The following is a 12,861-nucleotide window of genomic DNA, read 5'->3' as shown; positions in this document are numbered from 1 at the left end:
GTCCCCGGGCATGCACCCGGGGACTCACTCGCTATGACAGTAGCAGCAGCCCTGAGGTCTTCTCGCGTGCGTTCGCGAGGCGCTGCTGCACGTTCTCCCAGTTGACGATGGTCCAGAACGCCTTCACGTAATCGGCCCGGACGTTCTTGTAGTCGAGGTAGTAGGCGTGCTCCCACACGTCGAGCATGAGGAGCGGCACGACGCCCGCGGGCATGTTCGACTGCTGGTCGAAGAACTGCAGCACGATGAGCCGCTGCCCGATGGAATCCCAGGCGAGCACCGCCCACCCTGAGCCCTGCACGCCGAGCGCGGTCGCGGTGAAGTGGGCCTGGAACTGGTCGAACGACCCGAACTGGTCGTCGACCGCCGAGGCGAGATCGCCGGTGGGCTTGTCGCCGCCGTCGGGCGAGAGGTTGGTCCAGAAGATCGAGTGGTTCACGTGGCCGCCGAGGTTGAACGCGAGGTCCTTCTCGAGCTTGTTGACGTTGGCGAGATTGCCCGAATCGCGCGCCTCGGCGAGCTGTTCGAGGGCCGTGTTGGCACCGGTCACGTAGGCCTGGTGGTGCTTCGAATGGTGCAGCTCCATGATCGTGCCGCTGATCGCCGGCTGGAGCGCCGAGTAGTCGTAGGGCAGATCGGGGAGGGTGTAGTCAGCCATTGCTTCTCCTTGTCAGATGCCGGGCCTGCCGAGCTCCTGCCCGGTGTTCCGCGGCTGCATGGTCGAGTCTATGCCCGGGCCCGAATGGAGCGATGGGGTTGACGCATGGCGTGCAGGACAGCGGATGCTGCGGCATCCGCTCGCTCGAAGGGGCGACGTCAGACGTCGTCGAGGTCGGCGGGGAGGCTCGCCTCGGTGCCCGGAACGCCCAGTTCCACCGCGCGCTTGTCGGCCATTGCGAGGAGCCGGCGGATGCGGCCCGCGACGGCGTCTTTCGTCATCGGCGGGTCGGCGTGGTGGCCGAGCTCATCGAGGCTCGCGTCGCGATGCGCCAGGCGGAGCTCACCGGCGTAGCGCAGGTGCTCGGGGATGTCGTCACCGAGCAGCTCCATTGCGCGTTCGACGCGTGCGCACGCCGCGACCGCCGCCTGCGCGGAGCGACGGAGGTTGGCGTCGTCGAAGTTGACCAGGCGATTGGCCGTGGCCCGCACCTCGCGGCGCTGACGGAGCTCCTCCCAGTTGCGCACCGTGTCGGTCGCTCCCATGAGCGCGAGCATCGCGCTGATGGCCTCGCCGTCGCGGATGACGACGCGGTGCACCCCGCGGACCTCGCGCGCCTTCGCCGAGATGCCGAGGCGACCGGCGGCGCCCACGAGCGCCATGGCCGTCTCGTTGCCCGGGCACGTGACCTCGAGCGCCGCCGAACGGCCGGGGTCGGTGAGGCTGCCGTGGGCGAGGAACGCCCCCCGCCAGACCGCGGCGACATCGTCGCGCGAGCCGGTCGTGAGCTTGTTCGGCAGTCCACGCACGGGACGACGACGGGCATCGAGCAGGCCCGTCTGCCGTGCGAGGGTCTCGCCGCCGTCGAGCACGCGCACGAGGTACTGGTTCGAGCGGCGGATGCCCGAGGGCGAGATGACCGAGACATCCGGCCGCACGCCGTAGAGCTCGCCGAGGTCGCGCGTCACGCGCCGGGCGATCGTGGGCGAGTCGACCTCGGCCTCGATCGCGATGCGCCCGGAGATGATGTGCAGCCCTCCGGCGAATCGGAGCACCGAGGCCAGCTCGGCTGCCCGAACGCTCGTCTTCGACACCTCGACCCGCGCGAGCTCCTCTTTCACGTCGGCCGTCAGTGCCACGTCACGTCCTCTCCTCGGTCGATCGACTCGTCATCGTGTCGCCAGGCCGTCATTCGCGGCCCCGATCGCGATCCTTCACGTTCACCACCACGCCGGGCATCTGATCGAGGCGCTTCGCGAGCTCGCGGACGATCGCCACCGATCGGTGCTTGCCGCCGGTGCAGCCGACCGCGATCGTCGCATGCCGCTTGTTCTCCCGCTGGTAGCCGGCCAGCACCGGTTCGAGCGCCGTCGCGTACGCGTCGATGAACTCGCGCGCCCCCGGCCTGCTCAACACGTAGTCGGAGACGGCGGCGTCCTCGCCGCTCAGATGGCGCAGTTCGGGGATCCAGAACGGGTTCGGCAGGAATCGTGCGTCGGCGACGAGGTCGGCGTCGGCGGGGAGTCCGTACTTGAATCCGAAGCTCAGGATGGTCACCTGGAGTCCCGCGCGGCCCTCCTCGGCGAAGGTCTCGGTGATGAGGGTTGCGAGCTGGTGGATGTTGAGGTCGGAGGTGTCGACGACGATGTCGCTCGACTCGCGGAGCTCGGTGAGGCGGGTGCGCTCGGCCTCGATGCCGTCGAGGATCGTGCCGTTGCCCTGCAGGGGGTGCGGGCGGCGCACGGACTCGAAGCGACGCACGAGGACCGCGTCGGTGGCGTCGAGGAAGACGACCCGCACGCTGATGCCCGTGCGAAGCGCCTGGATGATGTCCTGCAGCTCCGAGAAGAAATCGCGCCCGCGCACGTCGACGACGGCGGCGATGCGGGGCAGTGACGCGCCCGCCCGCTCCACCAGCTCGACGAGGGGACGGAGCATCTGCGGCGGGAGGTTGTCGACCACGTACCAGCCGAGGTCCTCGAGGGCGTTGCCGACGGTCGACCGGCCCGCGCCCGACATCCCGGTGACGATGAGCACCTCTTGTTGCTGCTCAGCCTCGGCTGCCATCGTCTCGGGCCCCCTTCCGCGCGTCGACACTCCAGCCTACCGGGGCACCGGCGCGCGATCGGCGTGCAGGTGCCCGTGCACGGTGCCCGCGAGGGTCGGCCCGATGCCCTTGACCTCAGCGATCTCGTCCTCGTTCGCCGCCCGCAGCCGGGCGACGGAGCCGAAGTGCCGCAGCAGCTCCTTGACGCGTGCGGGGCCGAGCCCGGGAATCTCCGAGAGAACGGTGCCGATGTCCCGCTTGCGCCGCTGGCGCTGATGTGCAATAGCGAAGCGGTGCGCCTCGTCGCGCACGCGCTGGAAGAGGAAGAGCGCGTCGCTGTTGCGCGGCAGGATCACCGGGAAGTCGGCCTCGGGCGTCCAGATCTCCTCGAGCCGCTTGGCGATGCCGCACAGGTAGATGCCGTCGACGCCCGACTCCTCGAGGGCGCGGGCCGCCGCGGCGACCTGCGGCTGGCCGCCGTCGACGACGAGGAGGTTCGGCCGGTAGGCGAATTTCTTCCGTCGTTCGGATGCCTCTGTCGTCTCGGATGCCTCGGATGTCTCGGGCATCTCGGATGGCGCGGCTGTCTCGTCGGCTCGCGGCGCTGCGGCGCCCGTGCCACCGCCATTCGACGCGACATCCGCCCGACCGGGCGAGAGATAGGCGAGACGTCTCGTGAGCACCTGGTGGATGGAGTCGGTGTCGTCGGTCGACTTCGGGATGGTGAACCGGCGGTACTCGTCTTTGCGAGGCAGCCCGTCTTCGAAGACGACCATGGAGGCGACGATGTTGGTGCCGCTGAGATGCGACACGTCGAAGCACTCGATGCGCAGCGGGGCGTCGGCCATGCCGAGCGCCTCCTGGATGTCCTCGAGGGCGCGGGAGCGGGTCGTGAAGTCGGCGCTGCGCCGGGTCTTGTAGAGCATCAACGACTGCTTGGCGTTCTGGGTCGCGGTCTGGAGCAGTGCCGCCTTGTCGCCACGCTGCGCGGCGCGGAGCCGCACCTTTCGGCCGGCGAGCGTGGCGAGCCACGACTCGAGCGCCTCGGCGTCGTCGGGAAGCTCGGGTACCACGACCTCGCGGGCCGGGTTGAGCCCGTCGACGTAGGCGTTCTGCACGACCGAGTCGACCAGCTCCGTGAGCGGTACGTCGAGCTCCTTGTCGACGGTCCAGGTGTGCACGCCGCGCACCCGGCCGCCTCGCACGACGAACAGCTGCACCGCGGCGGCGAGCTCGTCGTGCTCGATGCCGAAGACATCGATGTCGACGCGGTCGCCGAGCACCATCGCGCTCTTCTCGAAGAAGGCCCTCGCCGCCTGCAGCTGGTCGCGCCGACGCGCGGCGGTCTCGTAGTCCTGCACGGAGGCCGCAGAACGCATCTCGCGCTCGAGGTCGTCGAGGATCCGGGGGTCCTGATTCTGCATGAACGCCACGAACCGGTCGACGTTGGCCCGATGCTCCTCGATCGTGACCCGGCCCGAGCAGGGGCCGTAGCACCGTCCGATCTGGCCGGCGAAGCACGGCTTGCCCGAGGCGATGGCACGACGATAGTCACTGTCTTTGCACGTACGGATGGGGAACAGCTTGATGAGCAGGTCGAGCGTCTCGTTCACGGCCCACACCTTCGGATACGGGCCGAAGTACCGCGCCCCCGGGATGCCGCGCCGACGGGAGACCATCGCACGGGGAGCCTCGTCGGCAAGGGTGACCACGAGGTACGGATACGACTTGTCGTCTTTGAACCGCACGTTGAACGGCGGCTTGAGCTCGTTGATCCACGTGATCTCGAGGTTCAGCGCCTCGACGTCGGTGCGGACGACGGTCCACTCCACGGAGGCGGCGCTCGTGACCATTCGCCGCGTGCGCTCGTGCAGCGTGTGCAGGGGGGCGAAGTAGTTCGACAGACGCGAACGCAGGTTCTTCGCCTTGCCGACGTACAGCACGCGTCGCTCGGCGTCGCGGAAGCGATAGACGCCCGGGGCGGTGGGGATCTCCCCCGCCTTCGGGCGATAGGGAACGCCCTCGTTCTTCGGTAACGCTGTGCTCATCGACTTCAGCTGGCGACCTCGGCGTGCACGGATGCCGCGTCGAAGATCTCGCGCAGGAAGTAGCCGGTGTGGCTCTCGGGGATGCGGGCGACCTGTTCGGGCGTGCCCGTCGCGACGAGCTGTCCGCCCCCGGAGCCACCCTCGGGACCGAGGTCGATGATCCAGTCGGCCGACTTGATGACGTCGAGGTTGTGCTCGATCACGATCACGGTGTTGCCCTTCTCGACGAGCTTGCCGAGCACCTTCAGGAGCTTGCGGACGTCTTCGAAGTGGAGCCCGGTGGTCGGCTCGTCGAGCACGTAGACGCTGCGGCCGTTCGACCGTCGCTGCAGCTCGGTGGCGAGCTTCACCCGCTGCGCCTCGCCGCCGGAGAGCGTGGTCGCGCTCTGACCGAGCTGCACGTAGCCGAGACCGACGTCGACGAGGGTCTTCAGGTACCGGTGGATCGCCGAGATCGGCTCGAAGAACTCGGCCGCCTCGCTGATGGGCATCTCGAGCACTTCGGCGATGTTCTTGCCCTTGTAGTGCACCTGCAGCGTCTCGCGGTTGTACCGCTTGCCGCCGCACACCTCGCAGGCCACGTAGACGTCGGGCAGGAAGTTCATCTCGATCTTGATCGTGCCGTCGCCGGAACACGCCTCGCACCGGCCGCCCTTGACGTTGAAGCTGAACCGGCCGGGCAGGTAGCCTCGTGCCTTCGACTCGGTGGTCTCGGAGAAGAGCGTGCGGATGCGGTCGAAGACGCCCGTGTAGGTCGCCGGGTTCGACCGCGGGGTACGACCGATCGGCGCCTGGTCGACATGCACGACCTTGTCGAGCTGCTCGAGGCCGGTCACTCGGCGGTGCTTGCCCGGCACCTTTCGCGCACCGTTCAGGCGGTTGGCGAGCACACGGTAGAGGATGTCGTTCACGAGCGAGGACTTGCCGGAGCCGCTGACGCCCGTGACCGCGGTGAACGTGCCGAGCGGGAAGTCGACGTCGATGCCGCGCAGGTTGTTCGCCTCGGCGCCCTGCACCGAGATCACGCGCTGCGGGTCGATGGATCGCCGACGTGCGGGAAGCGGGATCTCCTTGCGGCCCGAGAGGTAGTCGCCCGTGAGTGATCGCGTGTTCTTCAGGAGGTCGGCGTAGCTGCCCGAGTGCACGACGGTGCCGCCGTTGACGCCGGCGCCAGGGCCGATGTCGACGATCCAGTCGGCGGTGCGGATGGTGTCTTCATCGTGTTCGACGACGATGAGCGTGTTGCCGAGGTCGCGCAGGGCGATCAGGGTGTCGATCAGGCGGCGGTTGTCGCGCTGGTGCAGCCCGATGCTCGGCTCGTCGAGCACGTACAGCACGCCGGTGAGCCCCGAGCCGATCTGGGTGGCCAGCCGGATGCGCTGCGCCTCGCCGCCCGACAGCGTGCCGGCTGCTCGGGCGAGGTCGAGGTAGCTCAGACCGACCCGGATGAGGAAGTCGAGCCGCACCTTGATCTCGCGCAGGACCTGAGCGCCGATGGCCTGCTCGCGGTCGGTGAGCGCGAGTCGGTCCATGAAGGCCCGTGCGTCGGTGAGGCTCAGCAGGCCCACGTCGGCGATGCTGTGTTCGTGGATGAGCACCGAGAGCACCTCGGGCTTCAGCCGCTTGCCGTGGCAGACGGGGCAGGGCACCTCGCGGAGGTACTCCGCCCAGCGCGCCCGCTGTACGTCGGTCTCGGCCTGGACGTACTGGCGCTCGATGTACGGAACCACGCCCTCGAAGCCGGAGGTGTAGCTCATCTCGCGGCCGTAGCGGTTGCGCCAGCGCACCTTGACCTCGAAGTTGTCGCCGCGCAGCACCGCGTCGCGTGCCGCCTCGTCGAGCTCCTCCCATGGCGTGTCGAGCGAGAACCCGAGGTCGCGCGCGAGGCCGTCGAGCAGCTTCTCGTAGTAGTTGTAGAGGCTCTTGCCCTGCGATGTCCACGGGATGATGACGCCCTCGCCGATGCTGAGCGTCGGGTCGCCGAGGAGCAGCGCCTCGTCGACCGACATCCTCGTGCCGAGGCCCGAGCACTCGGGGCAGGCTCCGAACGGCGCGTTGAACGAGAACGTGCGCGGTTCGATCTCGGTGAGCTGGATGGGGTGCTGATTCGGGCAGGAGAGCTTCTCGGAGAACGTCGCCCAGGCCTCGGGGCCGGATTCGTCGACGAAGTTCACCTGCACGAGGCCGTCGGTGAGTCGGAGCGCCGTCTCGAGCGAGTCGGTGAGTCGGCCGAGCACGTCGGGACCGGCGACGAGCCGGTCGACCACCACCGAGATGTCGTGCTTGACCTGCTTCTTGAGCGTCGGCGGCTCGTCGAGGCGGATGAGCTCGCCGTCGACCATCGCGCGCGAGTAGCCGCCGGCGGCCAGCTCGCGGAACAGGTCGACGAACTCGCCCTTCTTCTTCGAGACGACGGGGCTGAGCACCTGGTAGCGGGTGCCCTCGGACAGCTCCATGAGCTGGTCGGCGATCTGCTGCACCGTCTGGCGTTGGATGCGCTCACCGCACACGGGGCAGTGCGGCACGCCGATGCGTGCCCAGAGCAGTCGCATGTAGTCGTAGATCTCGGTGATCGTACCGACCGTCGAACGGGGGTTGCGGTTCGTGGACTTCTGATCGATGGAGACCGCAGGGCTGAGCCCCTCGATGAAGTCGACGTCGGGGCGATCGACCTGTCCGAGGAACTGGCGGGCATAGGCCGAGAGGGATTCGACGTACCGACGCTGCCCCTCGGCGAAGATCGTGTCGAACGCGAGCGACGACTTGCCCGAGCCCGACAGGCCCGTGAACACGACCATCGCATCGCGCGGGATCTCGACGTCGACATTCTGCAGGTTGTGCACGCGAGCACCGCGGACACTCAGGCGCGAATGGGCATCGAGACGTGAAACTGGCACTCTACGAGTCTAGAGAGCGCCACCGACACGGGTTCCGCGGCGGCGCGCGCTCTCAGCGAACATACGTTCGATTCCGTGGAATTCCCAGCCTGCACGTCGGCGGCCGCGACCGCGAGGCATCCGTCAGCCGAGGTGACCCGCCTTCTCCATCTGGCGAAGCTCGCGCTTCAGCTCGGAGACCTCGTCGCGGAGCCGGGCCGCGAGCTCGAACTTCAGCTCGCCCGCCGCCTCGAGCATCTGCTCGTTCAGGTCGCGGATCAGCTCCTCGAGATCGTTCGCGCCGGCCGCCGCGATGCCCTCGCGACGCAGGTTCGGCACCGGCGCCTTCTTGCGCGCGTCACGGCCGGCGAGGAGCTGCGCCGTGTCGGCCTCCTCGCGGGCGAGCACCTCGGTGATGTCGGCGATGCGCTTGCGCAGCGGTTGCGGGTCGATGCCGTTGGCGCGGTTGTACTCGAGCTGCTTGTCTCGACGCCGTGTCGTCTCGTCGATCGCCGACTTCATCGAGTCGGTGAGGACGTCGGCGTACATGTGCACCTCGCCTGACACGTTGCGGGCGGCGCGGCCGATGGTCTGGATGAGCGAGGTCGACGATCGGAGGAAGCCCTCCTTGTCGGCGTCGAGGATCGCAACGAGCGACACCTCGGGGAGGTCGAGGCCCTCGCGCAGCAGGTTGATGCCGACGAGCACGTCATAGACGCCCGCGCGCAGCTCGGTCAGCAGCTCCACCCGTCGAAGGGTGTCGACATCGGAGTGGAGGTACCGCACCCGCACGCCCGCCTCGGTGAGGAAGTCGGTGAGCTCCTCGGCCATGCGCTTGGTGAGTGTCGTGACGAGCACGCGCTCGTCGCGTTCGGCGCGTACCCGGATCTCCTCGAGCAGGTCGTCGATCTGTCCCTTCGAGGGCTTCACCACGATCTGCGGGTCGACGAGGCCGGTGGGACGGATGATCTGCTCGACCACCCCGTCGGCGATGCCCATCTCGTAGCGGCCGGGCGTTGCGGAGAGGTAGACCGTCTGGCCGACCCGGGCCTTGAACTCGTCCCACTTCAGCGGGCGATTGTCGAGGGCGCTCGGGAGCCGGAACCCGTGCTCCACCAGCGTGCGCTTGCGCGAGGAGTCCCCCTCGTACATCGCTCCGATCTGCGGCACCGTCGCGTGCGACTCGTCGATGACGACCAGGAAGTCGTCGGCGAAGTAGTCCAGCAGGCAGTGCGGCGCCTCACCCGGCGCGCGCCCGTCGATGTGCCGGGAGTAGTTCTCGATGCCCGAGCAGAAGCCGATCTGCTCCATCATCTCGAGGTCGAAGGTCGTGCGCATGCGGAGGCGCTGCGCCTCGAGGAGCTTGCCCTCGCGTTCGAGCTCGGCGAGGCGCTCCTCGAGCTCGAGCCGGATGGTGCCGATCGCGCGTTGCATGACGTCGGTGCTGGCGACGTAATGCGAACCCGGGAACACGGGCACTGCGTCGAGCTTGGCCACCACCTGGCCGGTGAGCGGATGCAGCGAATAGAGCGCCTCGATCTCATCGCCGAACATCTCGATGCGGATCGCGAGCTCCTCGTAGATCGGGATGATCTCGATGGTGTCGCCGCGCACCCGGAACGTGCCGCGAGAGAAGTCGACATCGTTGCGCTGGTACTGCATCGAGACGAACTTGCGGATGAGCCAGTCTCGATCGACCCGCTGCCCCACCTGCAAGGGCATCATCGCGGCCAGGTACTCCTCTGGCGTGCCCAGGCCGTAGATGCACGACACCGTGGAGACCACGACGACGTCGCGCCGGCTGAGCAGCGAATTCGTGGTGGAGTGGCGGAGCCGCTCGACCTCGGCGTTGATCGACGAGTCCTTCTCGATGAAGGTGTCGGTCTGCGGCACGTACGCCTCGGGCTGGTAGTAGTCGTAGTACGAGACGAAGTACTCAACGGCGTTGTTCGGCATGAGCTCGCGGAACTCGGTCGCGAGCTGTGCGGCGAGCGTCTTGTTGTGCGCGAGCACCAGCGTGGGTCGCTGGACCTGCTCGATGAGCCAGGCAGTCGTCGCGGACTTGCCCGTTCCGGTGGCTCCGAGGAGGACCACGTCGGTCTCGCCGGCATTGATGCGCCCGGCGAGCTCGGCGATGGCGGTGGGCTGGTCGCCGCTGGGTCGGTACTCGCTCACCACCTCGAACGGGCGTACGGATCGCGTGGCCTGCATGCGTTCCAGTCTAGGTTCGCCCACCGACACCCCGGCCGGACGGTCCACCGCCCGGCCGGGACATCCGCGGCTCACACTCCGGCGTCCTCATGCAGCAGCGAGCGCCGATCGCAGGAACGGCCGGATGAGCGCGACCATCTCCTCGAGATGCGTCTCGAGGGCGAAGTGGCCGGCATCGAGGAGATGCACCTCGGCGTCGGGGAGATCGCGGCTGAACGCCGTCGCCCCGTCGGGCCCGAAGATCTCATCGTTCCGGCCCCACGCGACGAGCAGCGGCGGCCGGTGGCTCCGGAAGTACTCGTGGAAGGCCGGGTACTCGTCGAGGTTGAACAGGTAGTCGGCGAAGAGGTCGAGCTGGATGGCCGCGTTGCCCAGCCGGTCGAGGTGCGCCTGATCGAGGACCCAGGTGTCGGGTGCGATCCGGTCCATTCGGTCGGCCGGCACGCCGTGGGTGTACTGCCAGTGCGTGGCGTCCATCGTCAGCAGCGCACGGACCGCGGTGTCGTCGTGCTGCTCTCCGGCCGCCCGGGCCTTCGCGTACGCGACCAGGGGCTCCCAGAACGGCGTGAACCCGTCGGCGTACGCATTGCCCGACTGAGTGATGATCGCGGTGACGCGCTCCGGATGCCGCGCCGCGATGCGGAAGCCGATGGGCGCGCCGTAATCCTGCACGTAGAGCGCGAACCGGTCGACGCCCAGGCGGTCGAGCAGGCCGAGCGTGAGCTGCGTGAGCGGCTCGAAGCCGTAGTCGAACCGCTCGCGGTCGGGCGCGTCGCTGGCTCCGAAGCCGAGGTGATCGGGCGCGATGAGGTGGTACTCGTCCGCGAGTTCGTCGAGCAGTCCGCGGAACATGTGCGAGCTCGTCGGGAATCCGTGCAGCAGCACGAGGGTCGGCAGGGCTGGGTCGCCCGCCTCGCGGTAGGCCAGCGTGTGGCCGTCCACCACGGCTGTGCGGTAGCGCACCTTCGACATGAGAGGTCCTCCAAGTTGGGTTGCGATTCGGAGAACGTACGTTCTCCGGCGAGATGCCATAGTATGAGAACGATCGTTTTCCCGCAACTGCGATCCAGGAGGGCCTGTGAGCGATCCATCCCGCGGCGGCGCCGCGATCGACGCCGACGACGACCGGGCCTCGCTGGTCGCCGCTGCGTCCGAGCTGTTCTACGCGCACGGCATCCAAGCCGTCGGCATGGACACCGTGCGGGCCGCGTCCGGCGTTCCGCTCAAGCGGGTCTACCGTGCCTTCCGCTCGAAGGACGACCTCGTGGAGGCCACGCTGCGCGACCGCGACGCCGGCATCGCGGCATCCGTTCGCCGATTCCTCGACGCGCGATCGGGCGACTCCCCCACCGAACGCGTCCTCGCGGTCTTCGACTGGCTGCACGAGTGGTTCGCCGAGGACTCGTTCCGCGGATGCGCCTTCGTCAACGCGTTCGGCGAGCTCGGTGATGACGCCGCCCCCGTCGCCGAAGCCGTGCGCGACCACAAGCGCGCCTTCCGGAGCGTGCTTCGCCGGCTCGTCGACGAGCTCGGACTGAGCGCCGACGACGCGGATGCGCTCGCCGAGCGGCTCTACATCGTGGCGAACGGGGCGATGGTCACCGCGCCGATCACCGGTTCCCCTGCCACCGCCGCCGAAGCCAAGGCGGTGGCACGGGTGCTGGTCGAGGCGGCGACCGTCAGGCCCGCGAGCGGCGCTCCTGGTTGATCCGGTGCCAGAGCGCGTCGGTCTGGCTCATGGTGTGCGCCATCGACGCGTCGGTATCGATCACGACGTCGGCGATCGCGAGGCGTTCGGTGTTGCCGACCTGCGCGTCCACACGAGCCTCCGCCTGAGTCGCGTCCAGCCCGCGCTCCTCGACGAGGCGCTTCACCTGCGTGGGGCGGGGCGCGCTGGTCACCACGATGAGATCGAACTGCAGGTCGTCGGGCACGGATGCCTCGACGAGGAGCGGCACGTCGTACACGATCACGGCGTCGGGGTCTTCGGCGACCGCGCGATCGATGATCTTGCCGGTGAGCTCGCGGACGGCGGGGTGCACGATGCCGTTGAGCTTCGCTCTTGCCGCGTCGTCGCCGAACACGATCTCCCCGAGCTTCGCGCGATCGAGCGTGCCGTCTCGTCGGAGCACCTCGGCGCCGAACTCCTCGACGATCCTCGCGAGGGCGGGCTTGCCGGGCTCGACGACGCGACGCGCCAACTCGTCGGCATCGATGTGCACCGCTCCGTGCTCGACGAGCCGTCGCGCGACCGTGGACTTGCCTGAGGCGATTCCGCCCGTGAGACCGATCAGATACACGTCCTCCACTCTATCCGTGGGAAACTCGACCCGAAGGCCACCGATGCCGGAGGTGACTCGTGCTCGAACTGCTGACCGGGACCGGACTCGCCCTCGCGGCCGGCCTCAACGCCTGGATCCCCCTCGTCGTCATCGGCGCGCTCGACCGGTTCACCGAACTCGTCGAACTGCCGCCGGCGTGGGCGTGGCTCTCGAACGAATGGGTGCTCCTCATCCTTGCGGTACTGCTCGTGTTCGAGTTCGTCGCCGACAAGGTGCCGGGCCTCGATTCGGTCAACGACGTCGTGCAGACGGTCATCCGTCCCACAGCGGGCGGCATCGCCTTCGGTTCGGGAGTGGATGCGTCGACGGTCGCCGTGACCGACCCCGAAACGTTCTTCACGTCGCAGCAGTGGGTGCCCGTGGCGGTCGGTGTCGTGCTCGCGCTCGGGATGCACCTGGCCAAGGCCGCCGCGCGACCGATCCTGAACGCCGCGACCGGAGGCATCGGGGGCCCGGTGGCCAGCGCCGCCGAGGATGCCGGGAGCTTCACGCTGGCGTTCGCCGCGCTCCTCGCGCCCGTGTTCGTGATTCTCGGCATCGCGCTCGTCGCGGTCCTCGTCGTCATGCTCGTGCGCCGGCGGCGCACGCGGCGCGCCGCCGGCGCCCCGCCGCCCTCGTGATCGGCACCGGCTTCCGGCCGGAACGCCGGAAGGCCGGCTCCCGAGGGAGCCGGCCTTCC

Annotated in this window: 10 protein-coding genes; 2 read left to right on the top strand and 8 right to left on the bottom strand. The window is 68.6% G+C overall.

Annotated features, from left to right (window positions below):
* Positions 1-31: 31 nt before the first annotated feature.
* The 7 genes from AB0K73_RS06380 to AB0K73_RS06350 form a co-directional block, all read right to left on the bottom strand.
* Complete coding sequence (locus tag AB0K73_RS06380; RefSeq protein ID WP_360511756.1) at positions 32-658, bottom strand: superoxide dismutase; 627 nt, start codon at positions 656-658, stop codon at positions 32-34.
* Positions 659-816: 158 nt separating this feature from the next.
* Positions 817-1,797, bottom strand: a complete 981-nt coding sequence (gene whiA, locus AB0K73_RS06375; RefSeq protein ID WP_360511754.1) for a DNA-binding protein WhiA — start codon at positions 1,795-1,797, stop codon at positions 817-819.
* A gap of 49 nt (positions 1,798-1,846) precedes the next feature.
* Positions 1,847-2,725, bottom strand: coding sequence for an RNase adapter RapZ (gene rapZ / locus AB0K73_RS06370; RefSeq protein ID WP_360511752.1), 879 nt, complete (start codon positions 2,723-2,725; stop codon positions 1,847-1,849).
* A 36-nt stretch (positions 2,726-2,761) separates the two neighbouring features.
* Positions 2,762-4,753: an excinuclease ABC subunit UvrC gene (uvrC, locus tag AB0K73_RS06365; RefSeq protein WP_360511750.1), complete on the bottom strand. Its 1,992-nt coding sequence runs from the start codon at positions 4,751-4,753 to the stop codon at positions 2,762-2,764.
* A 5-nt stretch (positions 4,754-4,758) separates the two neighbouring features.
* Positions 4,759-7,650, bottom strand: coding sequence for an excinuclease ABC subunit UvrA (gene uvrA / locus AB0K73_RS06360; protein ID WP_360511748.1), 2,892 nt, complete (start codon positions 7,648-7,650; stop codon positions 4,759-4,761).
* A gap of 123 nt (positions 7,651-7,773) precedes the next feature.
* On the bottom strand, positions 7,774-9,840 hold the full coding sequence (gene uvrB / locus AB0K73_RS06355) for an excinuclease ABC subunit UvrB (RefSeq protein WP_360511746.1): 2,067 nt from the start codon (positions 9,838-9,840) through the stop codon (positions 7,774-7,776).
* Positions 9,841-9,927: 87 nt separating this feature from the next.
* Positions 9,928-10,812, bottom strand: a complete 885-nt coding sequence (locus AB0K73_RS06350; protein ID WP_360511744.1) for an alpha/beta hydrolase — start codon at positions 10,810-10,812, stop codon at positions 9,928-9,930.
* A gap of 106 nt (positions 10,813-10,918) precedes the next feature.
* Here AB0K73_RS06350 and AB0K73_RS06345 point away from each other — a divergent pair, with 106 nt between their 5' ends.
* The gene (locus tag AB0K73_RS06345) at positions 10,919-11,548 is read left to right on the top strand and encodes a TetR/AcrR family transcriptional regulator (protein WP_360511742.1); all 630 of its coding nucleotides are present in this window, start codon (positions 10,919-10,921) and stop codon (positions 11,546-11,548) included.
* Here AB0K73_RS06345 and coaE read toward each other — a convergent pair.
* Entirely contained in the window at positions 11,520-12,140 is a 621-nt protein-coding gene (gene coaE, locus AB0K73_RS06340; protein ID WP_360511740.1) for a dephospho-CoA kinase, read from the bottom strand. The genes AB0K73_RS06345 and coaE overlap by 29 nt on opposite strands.
* Before the next feature lie 59 nt (positions 12,141-12,199).
* On the opposite strand from coaE, the gene AB0K73_RS06335 reads away from it, so the two are divergent.
* The gene (locus tag AB0K73_RS06335; protein WP_360511738.1) at positions 12,200-12,802 is read left to right on the top strand and encodes a DUF4126 domain-containing protein; all 603 of its coding nucleotides are present in this window, start codon (positions 12,200-12,202) and stop codon (positions 12,800-12,802) included.
* Positions 12,803-12,861 lie beyond the last annotated feature (59 nt).

Source organism: Agromyces sp. NPDC052230, from assembly GCF_040679595.1.
Lineage (GTDB): Bacteria > Actinomycetota > Actinomycetes > Actinomycetales > Microbacteriaceae > Agromyces.
Note: the sequence above shows the minus strand (reverse complement) of the source record. Positions and strands in the feature narration are given on the sequence as shown.

Coding starts and splice junctions, on each gene's coding strand:
- AB0K73_RS06380 (WP_360511756.1), bottom strand. CDS start 658: ATGGCTGACTACACCCTCCCCGATCTGCCCTACGACTACTCGGCGCTC.
- rapZ (WP_360511752.1), bottom strand. CDS start 2,725: ATGGCAGCCGAGGCTGAGCAGCAACAAGAGGTGCTCATCGTCACCGGG.
- uvrC (WP_360511750.1), bottom strand. CDS start 4,753: ATGAGCACAGCGTTACCGAAGAACGAGGGCGTTCCCTATCGCCCGAAG.
- uvrB (WP_360511746.1), bottom strand. CDS start 9,840: ATGCAGGCCACGCGATCCGTACGCCCGTTCGAGGTGGTGAGCGAGTAC.
- AB0K73_RS06350 (WP_360511744.1), bottom strand. CDS start 10,812: ATGTCGAAGGTGCGCTACCGCACAGCCGTGGTGGACGGCCACACGCTG.